This window comes from Streptomyces sp. NPDC005494, assembly GCF_042872025.1.
Lineage (GTDB): Bacteria > Actinomycetota > Actinomycetes > Streptomycetales > Streptomycetaceae > Streptomyces.
Genome location: NZ_JBIAJR010000001.1, coordinates 576,435 through 592,079 on the forward strand (window position 1 = coordinate 576,435; position 15,645 = coordinate 592,079).

General features: G+C 74.8%; 15 protein-coding genes. 12 read left to right on the forward strand and 3 right to left on the reverse strand.

The window, feature by feature from the left end; all coding sequences use genetic code 11:
• Genes ACFYQ6_RS02620 through ACFYQ6_RS02640 form a run of 5 tightly spaced genes read left to right on the forward strand, consistent with a single transcriptional unit; the run spans position 1 to position 4,388 of the window.
• Positions 1-792: an ABC transporter ATP-binding protein gene (locus ACFYQ6_RS02620; protein ID WP_361570771.1), complete on the forward strand. Its 792-nt coding sequence runs from the start codon at positions 1-3 to the stop codon at positions 790-792.
• Positions 789-1,532 carry an ABC transporter ATP-binding protein gene (locus ACFYQ6_RS02625; protein ID WP_356735583.1) on the forward strand — a complete coding sequence of 248 codons (744 nt, stop codon included), beginning with the start codon at positions 789-791 and terminating at the stop codon, positions 1,530-1,532. Before ACFYQ6_RS02620 ends, ACFYQ6_RS02625 begins: the two co-directional genes overlap by 4 nt.
• Positions 1,532-2,419 (forward strand): branched-chain amino acid ABC transporter permease, encoded by an 888-nt coding sequence (locus ACFYQ6_RS02630; RefSeq protein WP_361570774.1) that lies wholly within the window; start codon positions 1,532-1,534, stop codon positions 2,417-2,419. Before ACFYQ6_RS02625 ends, ACFYQ6_RS02630 begins: the two co-directional genes overlap by 1 nt.
• Complete coding sequence (locus ACFYQ6_RS02635; RefSeq protein WP_388759967.1) at positions 2,416-3,504, forward strand: branched-chain amino acid ABC transporter permease; 1,089 nt, start codon at positions 2,416-2,418, stop codon at positions 3,502-3,504. The genes ACFYQ6_RS02630 and ACFYQ6_RS02635 overlap by 4 nt, the downstream gene beginning before the upstream one ends.
• On the forward strand, positions 3,501-4,388 hold the full coding sequence (locus ACFYQ6_RS02640) for an alpha/beta hydrolase (protein ID WP_361570780.1): 888 nt from the start codon (positions 3,501-3,503) through the stop codon (positions 4,386-4,388). Before ACFYQ6_RS02635 ends, ACFYQ6_RS02640 begins: the two co-directional genes overlap by 4 nt.
• A gap of 18 nt (positions 4,389-4,406) precedes the next feature.
• On the opposite strand, the gene ACFYQ6_RS02645 is transcribed toward ACFYQ6_RS02640, so the two are convergent.
• Both ACFYQ6_RS02645 and ACFYQ6_RS02650 read right to left on the reverse strand, forming a co-directional pair.
• Entirely contained in the window at positions 4,407-6,383 is a 1,977-nt protein-coding gene (locus ACFYQ6_RS02645; protein ID WP_388759970.1) for a helix-turn-helix domain-containing protein, read from the reverse strand.
• Between the two features lie 42 nt (positions 6,384-6,425).
• Complete coding sequence (locus ACFYQ6_RS02650; RefSeq protein WP_361570785.1) at positions 6,426-7,211, reverse strand: 3-hydroxybutyrate dehydrogenase; 786 nt, start codon at positions 7,209-7,211, stop codon at positions 6,426-6,428.
• Between the two features lie 252 nt (positions 7,212-7,463).
• On the opposite strand from ACFYQ6_RS02650, the gene ACFYQ6_RS02655 reads away from it, so the two are divergent.
• Together ACFYQ6_RS02655 and ACFYQ6_RS02660 are read left to right on the forward strand one after the other, a co-directional pair.
• A complete protein-coding gene (locus tag ACFYQ6_RS02655) occupies positions 7,464-8,933 on the forward strand; it encodes a PHB depolymerase family esterase (protein WP_388759973.1) in 1,470 nt (489 codons plus the stop codon).
• An 85-nt stretch (positions 8,934-9,018) separates the two neighbouring features.
• Positions 9,019-9,162 (forward strand): hypothetical protein, encoded by a 144-nt coding sequence (locus tag ACFYQ6_RS02660; RefSeq protein ID WP_388759976.1) that lies wholly within the window; start codon positions 9,019-9,021, stop codon positions 9,160-9,162.
• Here ACFYQ6_RS02660 and ACFYQ6_RS02665 read toward each other — a convergent pair.
• Positions 9,134-9,598: a hypothetical protein gene (locus tag ACFYQ6_RS02665; RefSeq protein ID WP_388759979.1), complete on the reverse strand. Its 465-nt coding sequence runs from the start codon at positions 9,596-9,598 to the stop codon at positions 9,134-9,136. The two genes, ACFYQ6_RS02660 and ACFYQ6_RS02665, sit on opposite strands and share 29 nt — an antisense overlap.
• 326 nt (positions 9,599-9,924) lie before the next feature.
• Here ACFYQ6_RS02665 and ACFYQ6_RS02670 point away from each other — a divergent pair, with 326 nt between their 5' ends.
• Genes ACFYQ6_RS02670 through ACFYQ6_RS02690 form a run of 5 tightly spaced genes read left to right on the forward strand, consistent with a single transcriptional unit; the run spans position 9,925 to position 15,599 of the window.
• Positions 9,925-11,187 (forward strand): prenyltransferase/squalene oxidase repeat-containing protein, encoded by a 1,263-nt coding sequence (locus ACFYQ6_RS02670; RefSeq protein WP_361570795.1) that lies wholly within the window; start codon positions 9,925-9,927, stop codon positions 11,185-11,187.
• Entirely contained in the window at positions 11,184-11,867 is a 684-nt protein-coding gene (locus ACFYQ6_RS02675) for an SCO2322 family protein (protein WP_388759982.1), read from the forward strand. The genes ACFYQ6_RS02670 and ACFYQ6_RS02675 overlap by 4 nt, the downstream gene beginning before the upstream one ends.
• Positions 11,864-13,009, forward strand: coding sequence for an energy-coupling factor transporter transmembrane protein EcfT (locus ACFYQ6_RS02680; RefSeq protein WP_388759985.1), 1,146 nt, complete (start codon positions 11,864-11,866; stop codon positions 13,007-13,009). The genes ACFYQ6_RS02675 and ACFYQ6_RS02680 overlap by 4 nt, the downstream gene beginning before the upstream one ends.
• Positions 13,006-14,784 carry an ABC transporter ATP-binding protein gene (locus ACFYQ6_RS02685; protein WP_388759988.1) on the forward strand — a complete coding sequence of 593 codons (1,779 nt, stop codon included), beginning with the start codon at positions 13,006-13,008 and terminating at the stop codon, positions 14,782-14,784. Before ACFYQ6_RS02680 ends, ACFYQ6_RS02685 begins: the two co-directional genes overlap by 4 nt.
• Positions 14,781-15,599 carry an ECF transporter S component gene (locus ACFYQ6_RS02690; RefSeq protein ID WP_361570803.1) on the forward strand — a complete coding sequence of 273 codons (819 nt, stop codon included), beginning with the start codon at positions 14,781-14,783 and terminating at the stop codon, positions 15,597-15,599. The genes ACFYQ6_RS02685 and ACFYQ6_RS02690 overlap by 4 nt, the downstream gene beginning before the upstream one ends.
• Positions 15,600-15,645: the final 46 nt, after the last annotated feature.

Here is a 15,645-nt window from a genome sequence, read left to right on the forward strand (position 1 = left end):
GTGACCGCATCCGGGACCGCCACCGCGCGGGACGAGGGAGCACGGGTGGCCGCGCCCGTGCTCCGGCTGGACGGGCTGGGCTGGCGCGTCGGCGGAGCGGCGATCGTCGAGGACGTCACGGTCGATGTCCGGGAGGGCGAGTTCCTCGCCTTCATCGGGCCCAACGGGGCGGGCAAGACCTCCCTCTTCAACCTGATCAGCGGGATCGTGCGGCCCACCGCGGGCTCGCTGGCGCTGGACGGCGCGGACCTCACGGACCTGCCCGTGCACACGCGTGCGCGGCGCGGGATCGGCAGGACGTTCCAGACCTCCAGCCTCTGGCCGCAGATGACCGTGGCCGAGCACGTGCGGCTGGCCGCCCAGGCCCGCCAGGGCGGCTCGCACCGGCTCTGGCGGCGGGCCTCCGCGTACGCCGCCGAGGTGACCGGCGTCCTGGAGCGCACCGGTCTCGGCCACCGCGCCGGGGCGAGTGCGGCCGAGCTCTCGCACGGCGAGAAGCGCAAGCTGGAGCTCGCGGTGCTGCTGGTCGGCGAGCCGCGGATCATGCTGCTGGACGAGCCGATGGCCGGGGTGAGCGCCGAGGAGGTCCCGGCCCTCACCGAGCTGATCCGCACCCTGCACGTCGACGAGGGCCGCACCGTCCTCATGGTCGAGCACCACATGGACGTCCTGCTGGGCCTCGCGGACCGGCTGGCCGTGATGCACCACGGCCGCCTCCTCGCCCTGGACACCCCGGGCGCGGTGACCGCCGACCCCGTCGTCCAGCAGGCCTACCTCGGGGAGGGACTGTGACCGCCCCCGCACTGCTCGCCGTACGGGACCTGCGCGTCCTGATCGGCGGCCGGCACATCCTGCACGGCGTGGACCTGGACGTGGCACGCCACGGTGTGACCGCGCTGCTCGGCCGCAACGGCGCCGGGAAGACGACGACCGTACGCGGTGTGCTCGGCCTGGTGCCGCGCGCCGGGAGCGTGCGCCTGGACGGCGAGGAGACCGTGGGCCTGCCCACGCACGCCCTGGTCCGCCGGGGCATCGGTTACGCCCCCGAGGACCGGGGCGTCTTCGCCGGTCTCACCGTCGCCGAGAACCTGCGCCTGGCCGAGCGCCGGGGCGCGGACGGGCCGGCGTACGGCCTCGTCCATGAACTCTTCCCCGAGCTGAAGCGCCGCGAGCGGCAGTTGGCGGGAACGCTGTCCGGCGGACAGCAGCAGATGGTGGCCATCGGGCGCACCCTGCTCAACGGCAACAGGCTGATCATCGCGGACGAGCCCACCAAGGGCCTGGCCCCCAAGGTGGTCACCGAGGTGGCCCGGGTGCTGGAGCGTGCCGCCGAGGCGGTGCCCGTGCTGCTCGTCGAGCAGAACCTCGCCGTCGTGCGCCGGCTCGCCGAGCACTGCGTGGTGCTCGCCGACGGACGGACGGCCCATCAGGGCGAGGCCGCCGCGTTGCTGGGCGACGCGGAGGCCACCCGCAGGCTGCTCGGCGTGGGCCGGGGCCCGCTCGCCCCTCACACCGCGGAGGCGGATTCCTGATGTCCACCATCGTGCTGCTCACCATGACCGGACTCGGTCTGGGGGCGCTCTACTTCCTCGTCGCGTCGGGGCTCTCGCTGATCTTCGGCCTGATGGACGTGCTCAACTTCGCCCACGGGGCGCTGCTCTCGATCGGCGCGTACGGCACCTGGTGGGCGGCCTCCGGCCATCTGCCCGGCGCGGGCCCGGGCGGCTGGGGCTTCGCGCTGGCGGTCCTCTTCGGTACGGCGGTGGGCACCCTGGCCGCCGTGGTGCTGGAACTGGCCGTCGTACGGCCCCTGTACACCCGGCCCCGCGAACAGGTGCTGGCGACGGTGGGGGTGGGGCTCGCCGTGCCCGCCCTGCTGTCGGGCATCTGGGGCTCGGACGCCCGGACCTTCCCGGGGCCTGAGGCGCTGTCCGGCACCTTCGGGCTGCTGGGCGCCGAGGTCCCGGTCAACCGGCTGGTGCTGGTCGCTGCGGCGGTCGTCGTCCTGGTCGCGCTGCGGCTCTTCCTCGGCCGGACCCGGCACGGCCTGGTCGTGCGGGCCGGTGTCGAGGACCGGGCCATGGTGACGGCGCTGGGCATCGACGTCCGCAAGGCGTTCACGCTGGTCTTCGCGATCGGCGGCTGCGCCGCCGCGCTCGGCGGGGCGCTGGGCGGGCTGTACTTCGGCTCGGTCGACCCCCGGCAGGGCACCTCGCTGCTGATCTTCGCGTTCGTGGTCGTGGTCACGGGCGGCATGGGCTCGGTGACCGGCGCCGCGGTGGCGGCCGTCGTCATCGGCCTGGTCCAGCAGTTCGCCAACTACTACACCGCAGCGGGCCTCGGCGACCTGGCCGTCGTCGTCCTGCTCGCCGCGCTGCTGCTCGTCCGGCCGCGCGGACTGACCGGGAGGCTCGCGTGAGCACCGCCACGACATCCGCACCCGCCGCCGCGAACACGGCTCCGGTCCGTGACAGACGCCGGCCGCTGCGCTGGTGGCCGGCCGCCGCCCTCGTGCTCCTGATCGTCGCGCCGTACAGCGCGCTGCCCCTGCCCGGCCTGCTGGACGGTCCGGTCGGCAGCCCGGGAAGCCTGCAACTGCTGGCCACCTGCCTGCTGTTCGGCGCCCTGGCCACCGGCTACGACCTGCTGCTGGGCCGGACCGGGCTGCTCTCCTTCGGTCACGCCCTGTACTTCGCGGCGGGCAGCTACGCCACGAACATGTTCCTGCTGGAGGCGGGGCTGCCGTTCGCCGTCGCCGCAGTCCTCGGACTGTGTTTCGGCACGGCCCTCGCCCTGGTGCTCGGTTCGGTGAGCCTGCGGGTCACCGGCATCGGGTTCTCCATGGTGACGCTGGCCTTCGCGCAGGCCGGGTCGATCCTGGTCTCCCGCAACCCGGGTGGTCTCACCGGCGGCGAGGAGGGCCGCGCGGCTCCGGCGGAACTCCTGCCGTCCTGGCTCGTCGGCATCGACCACACCGCGAACCTGTACTGGATCACGCTCGCCTATCTCGTCCTCACGCTGGGCGTCGTCCACTGGGCGGTGCGCTCCCCCAACGGCCGGGTCTGGGAGGGCATCAAGGAGAACGAGCGCCGGGTGGAGGTGCTGGGCCTGAAGCCGTACGGGTTCAAGCTGACGGCCTTCGTCCTCGCGGGGGCCCTGGCGGCGGCCGGCGGGCTCGTCCATCTGCTGCTGACCGGCGGCTCGACCCCTCAGACGACGACCTCCGACTTCACCCTGTCGCTGCTGGTGATGGTGGTGCTGGGCGGATCCGGCACCCGCTGGGGCCCGATGGTCGGCGGCATCCTCTACACCTGGGCCGACCACCGGCTCGGCGACCTCGCGGGCTCGGGGGCGGTCGCCGGTCTGCCCGCGGTCCTGCGGGTGCCGCTCTCCCAGCCGCTGTTCCTGCTGGGGGTGCTGTTCGTGGCCGTGGTACACCTGCTGCCCGGCGGCCTGGCCCGGCTGCCGTCCCGACTGCGCCGGACCCGTGAGGAGAAGCGATGACCCCGTACGAGGAGATACGCGTGCCGGTCGCCGGGGGTGAACTGGCCGCGCTGCGCTGGCCGGCCCGCGATCCCGGCGCCCCGGTGGCCGTCGCGCTGCACGGCATCACGGCGAACGCGCTCTCCTGGGGCGCGGTGGCCCGTCTGCTGGACGGCCGGGCCACCCTGGTCGCCCCGGACCTGCGGGGCCGGGGGGCCAGCGCCACGCTGCCCGGCCCGTACGGCATCGCCGCGCACGCGGACGACGCCGCGGCGCTCGCCGAGGCGCTCGGCGGGGAGCGGGTGGCGCTCGCGGGCCATTCGATGGGGGCCTTCGTGGCGGCGCTGGCGGCCGTACGGCATCCCGGGCGGTTCGGGCCGCCGGTGCTCGTCGACGGGGGGTTCGGCTTTCCCGCGCCCACCCATCTGTCGGCGGACGAACTGATCACGGCGGTGATCGGCCCGGCCATGGACCGGCTGTCGATGACCTTCCCCGACCGGGACGCCTACCGGTCGTTCTGGCGGGCCCATCCGGCGTTCGGGGGTGAGGCCTGGACACCCGAGGTCGACGCCTACATCCAGCGCGATCTGACGGGTGAGGAGCCGGCGCTGCGCTCCGGCTGCCTCCTGGAAGCGGTCCGTACGGACGGAGTGGGCCTGTTCCAGGAGGAGGTGCTCGCGGCGGTGCACGAACTCCCCGGACCCGCGACGCTGTTGTGGGCGCAGCGGGGCCTCATGAATGAGGAGCAGGGGCTGTACGACGAGGCCCGGCTGACGGCGGCGGGGCAGCCCGCCACCCGGGTGAGGGCGGTGCGCGTCGACGACGTCAACCACTACACGGTCCTGACGGGCGAGAAGGGTGCCGGCCAGGTCGCCGAGGCGCTGCTGGCGGCGGTCCCGGTCTGAGGGTGCGGGCGGGAGGGCTCAGCCCGCCCGCCCGCCGGACAGCAGGTGCAGGCGCAGGGCGAGTTGCAGTTCCAGGGCGCGGTCCGGCTCGTTCCAGTCGCGGCCGAGCAGCACCTGGATCCGGTCGAGGCGCTGCACGACCGTGTTCACGTGGACGTGCAGCTCGTCCTTGGCCCGGATCAGGCTGCCGCCCGCGCCGAAGTACGCCCGCAGGGTCCGCACCAGCTGGGTGCCGCGCCGCTCGTCGTAGCGCAGCAGCGGTCCCAGCACGTTCGTCACGAAGCCGTCCACGTCCTTGGCGTTGCCCAGGACGACGCCGAGGAAGCCGAGTTCGCCGACGCAGGCGCCCTCGCCCTCGCGTCCCAGCACCCGCATGGCGCGCAGGCAGCGCGCGGCCTCCGCGTAGGCGGCGGCGAGTTCGCGGGTTCCGGCCGCCGGGCCCGTGCCGGCGACCGTGACGGGCGCCTGGACGAGGTGCCCGAGCTGGGCTGCCGCCGCGCGTGCGGCAGCCCCCGCGGGCGTACCCTCGCCGTCGCAGTCGATCAGCAGCACGATCGTGCCCGCGTGTTCGGCGCTCACCCCGTGGATGTCCCCGCCGAACAGGTACCGCATGGCGGCGCCGCCGAGCTTCTCGCGGGCCGCGGCCTCCGCCACCAGCAGCAGGTGCGGCCGGTCCAGGTCGATGCCGAGTCTGCGGCCACGCTCGGCGAGCCCGGCCGGGTCGCGGTCCGGGTCGCCCAGCAGATCACTGATGAGCTCGCCGCGTATCCGGTTCTCCGTCTCGGCGACCGTGCGGCGCAGCAGCAGGAGCAGGCCGGTGACGACGGCAGCGCGTTCGAAGAGCCGGCGGTCGGAGTCGTCGAGCCGGTCCGGCCGGTGCAGGACCAGGCTGGCGAGGAGCTCCTGTCCGGCGAGCACGGCGCAGATCCACCGGCCGTCGCGGTGCACGGCGCGTGCGCCGAGCCGGGACTCGTCGGCGGTACCGGCGAGCCATCCGGCGTCCATGCTGTCGGCGGCGAAGGCGGAGCCGTCGGGCCGTACGGCCGCCAGCGGGCGTCCGCCCGGGTCGTGGATCGTCAGAGGGCTGTCGAGCAGCCCGGCGACGGACACGGCGACGTCCTTCACGTCGCCGCCACGCAGCACCAGGTCGGTGAGCCGGTCGTGCGCCTCCTCGGCACGCTGCATGGCGGCGGAGTGGGCGCGTACGGCGGCGTTCGCCTCGGCCAATTCCTCGTTCGCCCCGGCGAGTTCGGCGAGGGCGGTGCGGGTGTCGTCGAGCGCGCGGGCGGTGTCGATGGCGATCGCGGCGTGCGCGGCGAGCGAGCAGAGCAGGGCGACCTCGTCGGGGCTGAAGACCCGGGCGGCGCGGTCGGCGGCGAAGAGGACCCCGATGACCTTCCCCGTGCCGCCCCGGCTGGAGCCGAGCAGCAGGGGGACGCCCAGGATGGCGACGAGCCCTTCGTCCAGCACACCGGCGTTGATGTTGCGGGTGTGGTGGAAGCGTTCGTCGGTGCGGTAGTCGGGGGTGGCGTACGGGCTGGCGGTCTGCGCCACCAGTCCGCCGAGCCCTTCTCCCAGTTCGAGCCGGAGCCGCTGGAACAGCACGGACACCGATCCGTCGGTCACCCGCATGTAGGTGTCCCCGGCCTCCTCGTCGGGGAGCGTGAGATACGCGGTGTCGGTGCCCAGCAGCATCCTGGCCCGCCGCACGATCGCCTTCAGGACGTCGTCCAGGTCCCGGGAGGCCGCCAGGTCCCCCGCCGTGTCGAAGAGGGCGGTGAGCTGGAGTTCCCGGCGCCGGTGCTGGCGCAGGGCGCCCCGGATGCGCAGCGCGGTGGCGGCCGCCCGCTCCACCTCGGCCAGTTCGGCCGCGGGCACGCCCGCGGCCCTGGCCTGCGAGGTGACGGCGCCCAGGGCCTCGGCGGGGGCGTCGTCGGCCAGCAGGTCGAGGAGGCGTGCCAGGAGGGGCGCGGCAGAGGGGGAGGGAGCAGACATGGGCGGCCGGGTTCTCTTCGAGGGGGCGGACGGTCGGGCGGGTCAGTGGGCGGTCCAGCCGCCGTCCATCGCGACGGAACTGCCCGTGATGTGCGCGGCGCCGGGGCCGCACAGCCACAGGACGGCCCCGGCCACGTCGCCGGGCTCGATCAGCGACTTGATCGCGCTGCGCTCCAGGAAGACCTGGCCGACCACGTCCTGCTCCGAGATGCCGTGGCTGCGGGCCTGGTCGGCGATCTGGTTCTCCACCAGGGGCGTGCGGACGTAGCCGGGGCTGACGCAGTTGCTCGTCACCCCGTGCGGCGCGGCTTCGAGTGCGACCACTTTGCTGAGCCCTTCCAGTGCGTGCTTGGCGGAGACATAGGCCGACTTGTAGGGGCTGGCGCGCAGTCCGTGGACGGACGAGATGTTGACCACGCGGCCCCAGCCGCGTTCGTACATGCCGGGCAGGGTACGGCGCAAGATGCGGAACGGTGCTTCCACCATGACGCGGTGGATCAGCGCGAAGCGGTCCGGCGGGAACTCGTGCACCGGCGCCACGTGCTGGAGCCCCGCGTTGTTGACCACGATGTCCGCGTCGGCCGGCAGTCCGTCCACCGCCTCGGCCACGGAGAGGTCGGCCACCCAGGCCGTGCCGCCGATCCGTTCGGCCAGGCTCTTGGCCGCGTCACCCGCCTTGTCCACCACGTGCACGTGGGCGCCCGCGGCGGCGAGCGCCTCGGCGCAGGCCAGCCCGATGCCGCTGGCCGCGCCGGTGACCAGGGCGGTGAGTCCGGCGAGTGCGGAGGGGGCGAGAGGGTCGTGCTGGGGGGTCCTGGAAGTCTGCATGGGCGTCACCGTAAGGACGTCACCGCCCGCATCACACGGGGTCGGTGCACACACCCTGGGCCGGCCGCATGGTGGCGGCGTACATGGTGGGGACCGGCGGGCCGCGTGGACCGCCGGGGGCCCGGGCGGGGGCGCAAGAGGAGCGCCGCACACAGCGGTGCGCGGCGGGTGGCCTTCTGCCACATGGGCGGTCCGGGCCCCGGCTCATAGGTTCCGGCAGCACCCGCACATCCCTCGAAGGAGGCCCCCCTCGTGTGCCCACCGATCCTGCGCCGCCTGTTCCGGCGCCTCGCCCCCCTCGCCGCCGGGCTGCTCGCCCTGCTCGTCGCGCAGCCCGCCCCCGCCGTCGCCGCCCCGGCCGCCGCCGGTCTGGTGCAGGTCACCGGATTCGGCTCCAACCCCGGCAATCTGCAGATGTTCGCCTACACCCCGGACAATGTGGCGGCCGGTGCGCCGCTCGTCGTCGCCCTGCACGGCTGCACCCAGTCGGCGAACGCGTACTACAGCAGCTCGGGCTGGCCCAAGTACGCCGATCTGTGGGGCTTCGACGTCGTCTTCCCGCAGACCACGTCGGCCAACAACGCGCTCTCCTGCTTCGGCTGGTTCGACCAGGCCGAGAGCACCAGGGGCAGGGGCGAGGCGGCGTCCGTCGTGCAGATGGTCGAGTACGCCAAGCAGACGTACGGCTCCGACGGCCGCCGGGTCTACGTGACCGGGCTCTCCGCGGGCGGCGGGATGACGGCCGATCTGCTGGCCGCCTATCCGGACGTCTTCGCGGGCGGTTCCGTGGCCTCCGGGCTGCCCGCCCAGTGCGCCACCAGCCAGGCCGCCGCCTCGGGCTGCCAGACGGGCCCGCAGAAGCTGTCGCCCGCCCAGTGGGGCGACAAGGTGCGCGCGTCCTACCCGGGCTGGACCGGTCCCTGGCCCCGGGTCGCGATCTGGCAGGGCACCTCGGACTACACGGTGTACCCGGCCAACGCCACGGCGCTGCGCGACCAGTGGACCGACGTCTGGGGCATCGGCCAGACCCCGTCGAGCACCCAGAGCCTGCCCGGCAGCACCACCCGGAGCGTCTACACCGACGCGGCAGGGCGTCCCGCAGTGGAGACGTTCTCGGTGGCGGGCATGGGGCACGGCCTGCCGGTGAGCCCGGGTTCGGGCACCGAGCAGTGCGGGGCGGCGGCCGCGTACTTCCTGAACACCATCTGCTCGGCGTACCACACGGGCCTGTTCTGGGGGCTGGACCAGGACGGCCCGGGAGGTGAGCAGGGACTGCCCGCCCCCGCGGGACTGAAGGTCACCGAGGTCACCGGCAGCGGCGCCTCCCTGGCCTGGAACGCGGTCGGGGGCGCAACCTCCTACGCGGTGTACCGCGACGGCGCGAAGGTGGCCACGACGGCCTCGACGTCCTTCGCGGACACCGGGCTGGCACCCGGGGCCACCTACCGCTGGACGGTGGCGGCGGTCAGCTCCTCGGGCACCGTGGGGGCCACCTCGTCCCCGGTCACGGCGACCACCCCGGGCGGCACGGCTCCGGCGCGGTGCTTCACGGCGTCGAACTACGCCCATGTCACGGCCGGCCGGGCGCACACCTCGGGCGGGCACGCCTACGCGAACGGTTCCGGGCAGGACATGGGGCTGTACAACGTCTTCGTGACCCACACGCTCCGGGAGTCGCCGGCCGGACACTTCGTGATCGCCGACTCGGGCTGCCAGGCCTGAGCCGGGCCCTGTGGCCGCCCCTGACGCCGGGCCTGCCCTGATGAGCCCGCGCCCGGCGTCGGGGCGGGGCAGGGGCCCGCGCCCGGTGTCAGGGGCAGGGTCCCTCGGGCCGCGCCCCGCCCTCGCCCTCGCCGTCGCCCTCGCCCTCGCCCTCGCCGTCGCACCCGCCGTCGCCGTCGCCGTCGCCGTCGCCGTCGCCGTCAGGCAGGGTCCTCGTAGCCGCCCCTGATGTCCTCGGGCAGCTCGCACCCGTCCTCGACGGCGGTCAGCGACACGAGTTGCCCGGGGCCCGAGTCCTTCAGCGTGTAGTGCCGGGCGTACAGCTTCCAGTTCCGCTTGGCCAGGGTGCGGTAGGTGACGTCCTGCTCGGCGTGGCTGGAGACGATCTCCCAGTCCTGCTGGCGCAGCTTGCGCACCGCCGTCTCGAAGGCGCCCTCGGCGTCCGCCGCCGGTGCGTCACCCCACCAGGGCACGACGCACGTGTGCCAGGTGCCCTTCGGCAGTCCGGCCATGGAGGTGTCCCCCGCCGGCAGCCCGCCGTTGCGGGCCACTGCCTCTATTTCCGCCGCCACCGTCTCCTTGGTGAACGGCACGGTGGGCTCCGGGGAGGGCGTCGGAGCGCTCCCGCTCTCGTCCATGAGGCCGCAGCCCGCCGTCACCGTCATGAACCCGGCCACCACGGCGGTCGCCGCCGCCGTACCTCTTCTGCTCCCGCGCACTGGATGCTTCCCACCCGGTCGTTCTCCCCCACGGGCACGCGCCCGTGTGACCCCCGCCGGAGTCTCGCATGGGCTCTGACCTGCTGGGAAGGCCCTTTCGCCACGGGATGGCAGCACTCCGCCCGGAGGGGTTCGCGGGGCCCCCGGTAGAGTGGGCGGGTCGTCATCATGCCCGTACAGGGGGAAGCCGGTGCGAATCCGGCGCCGACCCTTCCCCGCGCGCTCGGCTCCGCTCGAGCCGGGGAAACCCCATTCGAGAGGCCCAGCCCGTCATGTCCGTACGCCGCCGCGCGGCAGCGCTCGCGATCACCGCCGTGCTCTGTGGAACGGCCGCCCCGGCGGCGTTCGCCGCGCCGAGTCCGTCCCCGTCCCCCTCGGCGAAGGCTCTGCCGGCCGGGCTGTACGGCACCGGGGACCCGACGTACGACGGGGTGTGGCGGCAGTCGCTGGCCTTCCTCGCGCAGAAGATCGAGCTGGTCACCCCCGCCACGAAGGCGGTGGACTGGCTGGTGGGCCAGCAGTGCGCGAGCGGGGCCTTCGCCTCCTACCGGGACGCGTCCCGGCCCTGCGACGCGAAGACGGTGGCCGACACCAACGCCACGGCCGCCGCGGTCCAGGCCATGGTCGAGCTGGCCGTGCACCGCGAGGTCGTGGACAACGGGGTCAGCTGGCTGAAGTCGGTGCAGAACGCGGACGGCGGCTGGGGCTACAACCCGGGCAGCCCGAGCGACGCCAACTCCACCGCCGTCGTGACCGGCGCGCTGGGCCGGGCCGGGGTGCCCCTGGCCGACGTCACCACGAAGGACGGGAAGACCCCGTACACCGCGCTGCAGAGCTTCGCGCTCCCCTGCGGGGACGGCGCGGACGCCGGGGCGTTCGCCTACCAGCCGGACAAGGACGGCAAGCTCACCGCCAACGCGGACGCCACCGCGGCCGCCGTGATCGGTGCGATGGGCAAGGGCATGGCCGCGGGCAACTCCAACGCGGTGAAGGCACCGGTGTGCCACACGGGCACCGGCCTCACCGCCGAGCAGTCCGCGCAGAACGGCGCCTACTACCTGGCGAAGACCCTCGCCGCCTCGGGGCACCTGGACCTGCCGCCGATGCCGGGTGCCGAGGAGTCGGACCCGCAGCCGGACTTCGGCAACACGGCGGACGCGGTCGTGGCCCTCGCGGCGTCCGGTCACAAGGACAAGGCGGCCGGTGCGGTCGCCTACCTGGAGAAGCACGCGCAGGGCTGGGCGAAGAAGGGTGGCCCCGCCGCGACCGCGCAGCTGGTGCTCGCCGCCCACGCGACCGGCGCCGACGCCCGCGACTTCGGCGGCACCGACCTGGTCAGGCAGCTGAACGCGACGGGTCCCGCGCCCGCCGCCACCGCCGTGCCCTCGCCGACCTCCTCCGTCCCGGGGAAGCCGGCGGACACGAGCAGCGACGACGGCGGGCTCGGCCTCTGGTGGGTCATCGGCATCGGTCTCGCCTTCGGCGCGGGCATCGGTTTCCTGCTGAGCGGACGCCGGAAGAACCAGCAGCTGTGAGGCGCGCGTCGGGCACGGCGGCGCTGCTGCTCCTCGTCGGCGCCGTCCTGGCCGTGCTCGGGGCGGGGAGCGCGCAGGCGGCCGGTTACCGCTACTGGTCGTTCTGGGAGGGCGACGGCGGGAAGAGCTGGACGTACGCCACCCAAGGGCCCTCCGTGGTCAGGCCGGACGACGGCGCCGTGCAGGGTTTCCGGTTCTCGGTGAGCGAGGACTCGCAGGACTCGGCCCAGCCGCGCCGCGCAGCGGACTTCGGGGCCGTCTGCGCGGACACTCCGGCGAAGGACGGCCGCAAGAGGATCGCGCTGGTCGTCGACCCGGGCACGGCCGCGGACGCCCCGGACGGCGAGAAGCCTCCGGCGCTGCGCACCGCCTGCGCCCAGGTGGCTCCGGACGCGAGCACGGCCGAGGCACTCGCCTCGGTGGCGAAACCGCTGCGGTACGACGACTCCGCGATGCTCTGCGCGATCTCGGGCTATCCGCGGTCGGGATGCGGCGAGCAGACGGACGGCTCGTCCGCCGCGGCCCCGGAGCAGTCGCAGGACCAGGCCGGGAGCGAGGACCAGGACCGGGCCGCCGACGACGGACAGGGCGGTGGCCCCTCGGCCGGTGTGCTCACCGGCGTCGGCGCGGTGCTCGTCCTGGGTGTCGCCGCGGTGCTGAGGGCCCGCCGCCGCCGATGACCCGCTCCGCCGGCCCGTCCCGGCTCCGCCATGCCCTGAGCGCCCCGGCGGCCACCCGCGCCAACGCGCTGCCGGCCGGGGCCTGGTGGGTGTGGGCGCTGGGTCTGGCCACCGCGGCCTCCCGTACGTCCAACCCCCTGCTGCTCGGGCTGCTGGTGGGAGTGGCGGGCTACGTGGTGGCGGCCCGCCGTACGGACGCGCCGTGGGCCCGTTCGTACGGGGCGTTCGTCCGGCTGGGGCTGTTCGTCGTGGCGGTGCGGCTGGTGTTCTCCGTCCTCCTCGGCTCGTCCGTCCCCGGTACGCACACCCTGTTCGCGCTGCCCGAACTGCCGTTGCCCGACTGGGCGCAGGGGATCCGGTTCGGCGGCCGGGTCACCGCCGAGCAGCTCGTGTTCGCGCTCTATCAGGGCGCGAAGCTGGCCGCCCTGCTGATCTGCATCGGCGCGGCGAACTCGCTGGCCAACCCGGCCCGGCTGCTGAAGTCGCTGCCCGGCGCCCTGTACGAGGTGGGGGTGGCCGTGGTCGTGGCGATGACGTTCGCGCCGAACATGGTCGCCGACGTGGCACGGCTGAGGACGGCCCGCCGGCTGCGCGGCCGTCCCACCGGCGGGATCGGTGCGGTGCTCCAGATCGGGCTGCCGGTGCTCGAAGGCGCCCTGGAGCGTTCGGTGGCGGTGGCGGCGTCCATGGACGCACGGGGGTACGGGCGCACGGCGCAGGTTCCGCCTGCCGTGCGCCGCACCACCCATCTCCTCACCCTCGGCGGGTTGCTGGGCGTGTGCGCGGGGACCTACGGGCTGCTGGCCGCGCAGGGCGCCGTGTTCGGACTGCCGCTGCTGCTGGCCGGGCTGCTCGCGGCGGTGGCGGGGCTCAGGCTCGGCGGGCGCCGCTCGGTCCGTACCCGCTACCGGCCGGACCGCTGGGGGGTCCGGGCCTGGCTCGTCGCGGCGTCGGGCGTGGCCGTCGCGGCGGCGATGATCTGGGCGGGAACCGCCGATCCGGAGGCCCTGAGCCCGGGAGTCGTACCGCTCACGGCTCCGGTACTGCCGCTGTGGCCGGCGGTGGCCGTGCTGGTCGGACTGCTGCCCGCCGCCGTGGCACCGCTGCCCCCGTCCCCCTCGCAACCCAAGGAGCGCGCATGATCCGGTTCGAACAGGTCTCGGTGCGCTACGAGGGCCTCGCGCGCCCCACGCTGTCCGGGGTCGACCTCACGGTGCCCGAGGGCGAGTTGGTACTCGTCGTGGGCCCGTCCGGCGTCGGGAAGTCGACCCTGCTGGGTGCCGTGTCCGGTCTCGTACCGCACTTCACCGGCGGGGTCCTCACCGGCCGGGTCACGGTCGGCGGCCGGGACACCCGCACCCACAAGCCTCGTGAATTCGCCGATCTGGTCGGCACGGTGGGCCAGGACCCGCTGGCCCACTTCGTGACGGACACCGTCGAGGACGAGCTCGCCTACGGCATGGAGTCGCTCGGCCTCGCACCCGACGTCATGCGGCGCCGGGTGGAGGAGACCCTCGACCTGCTCGGTCTCGCGGAGCTGCGCGACCGTCCGATCGCCACGCTCTCCGGAGGCCAGCGGCAGCGGGTCGCGATCGGCTCGGTCCTCACCCCGCACCCGAGGGTCCTGGTACTCGACGAACCGACCTCCGCGCTCGATCCCGCGGCGGCCGAGGACGTCCTCGCGGTGCTCCAGCGGCTGGTGCACGACCTGGGGACGACGGTCCTGATGGCCGAACACCGGCTGGAACGCGTGGTGCAGTACGCGGACCAGGTCCTCCTGCTGCCCGCGCCCGGAGCCCCGCCGGTGCTGGGCGCGCCCGCCGACGTCATGGCCCTCTCGCCGGTCCGGCCGCCCGTGGTGGCCCTGGGCCGGCTGATGGGCTGGGACCCGCTGCCGCTGTCGGTGCGCGATGCCCGCCGCAGGGCGGCGGGCCTGCGGGAACGGCTGGCGGATGTGGAGCCGCCGGCGCCCGGGCAGCCGCCGCACGGCACCCCGGCGGGCGGCCCGGGAGCCCCGCTGCCCGGGCCGGGCGGCCGGGAAGCCCCGCTGCCCGCGCCGCCCGCCGCCCGGCCCGGCTTCCTGGACCGCCTGCTCGGCCGGGGCCGTCCGGAGCGCACGGCCCCGGCCGGTCCGCCCACGCCCCTCGACCCGGACGCCCCGGTCGCCTCTGTCCAGGGGCTGGGGGTGCGGCACGGACGCATCGAGGCGCTGCGCGGGGTGACGCTGTCCGTCGCGCCGGGCGAGACCGTGGCGCTGATGGGCCGCAACGGCGCGGGCAAGTCGACCCTGCTGACCACCCTCGTCGGGATGACCGAACCGTCCACGGGCTCCGTCCTCGTCGGCGGGCTCCGCCCCTCCCGTACCCCTCCCCGCGACATGGTGCGCCGCGTCGGACTCGTACCCCAGGAGCCGCGCGATCTGCTGTACGCGGACACGGTCGCCGCCGAGTGCGCGGCCGCGGACTCCGACGCGGGCGCGCCCGGGGGCAGTTGCCGGGCGCTGGTGTCGGAGCTGCTGCCCGGGGTGCCGGACGACGCCCACCCGCGTGACCTGTCCGAGGGGCAGCGGCTCGCGCTGGCGCTGGCCCTGGTGCTCACCGCCCGGCCTCCGCTCCTGCTGCTGGACGAGCCGACGCGTGGCCTGGACTACGCGGCGAAGGCCCGGCTCGTCGGCGTACTGCGGCGGCTGGCCGGTGAGGGGCGTGCCATCGTCCTGGCCACGCACGACGTCGAGCTGGCCGCGGAACTGGCGCACCGGGTGGTGATCCTCGCGGACGGGGAGGTCGTCGCCGACGGCCCGACCCGGCAGGTCGTGGTCTCCTCCCCCGCCTTCGCCCCGCAGACCGCGAAGATCCTGGCGCCGGGGCAGTGGCTGACCGTCGCCCAGGTGCGTACCGCCCTGGAGACCCCCGCATGACGGACAGTGCCGCCCGTCCGGTCCGGCTCGGCCCCCGTGCCGTGGCCGCGCTCGTCCTGATCAGTGTGGTCGGGCTGGTCGGCTTCGGCTGGCCGCTGCTGGCGGGGCCGGACTCCGGCCTCGCCCACGCCGAGGACGCGCCGTGGCTGTTCGCCGTCCTGCTCGTGCTGCTCGTCGGCGTCGTCCTCGCGACGATCGCGGACTCCGGTCTGGACGCCAAGGCCGTGGCGATGCTGGGGGTCCTCGCGGCGGTCGGCGCGGCGTTGCGCCCGCTGGGTGCGGGGACCGCGGGCCTGGAGCCCATGTTCTTCCTGATGGTGCTGAGCGGCCGGGTGCTGGGCCCCGGCTTCGGATTCGTGCTCGGCTCGGTCACGATGTTCGCCTCGGCGCTGCTGACGGGCGGGGTCGGGCCGTGGATGCCGTTCCAGATGCTGTCGATGGGCTGGTTCACCATGGGCGCGGGCCTGCTGCCCGGCCCGGACCGCCTGCGCGGCAGGGGTGAGCTGCTGATGCTGGCCGTGTACGGCTTCGTGGCGGCGTTCGCCTACGGCACGGTGATGAATCTGTACGGCTGGACGATCCTGCGGGATCTCGCTCCCGGCATCTCCTTCGTGGCGGGCGACGCGCTGCACGAGAACCTGGTCCGCTTCCTCGCCTACTGCGCCGCCACCTCGCTCGGCTGGGATCTGGGCCGGGCCGCCCTGACCGTGGCCCTGACCCTGTCCATCGGCCCCACCCTGCTGCGGGCGCTGCGCCGCGCCACCCGCCGCGCGGCCTTCGACGCCAGGGCGGCCTTCGAGGCCCCGAAGGTGTGAGGGCCTGACCGCCGGACCGCCCGGGGCACGCGCGGGCCCGGCCCGT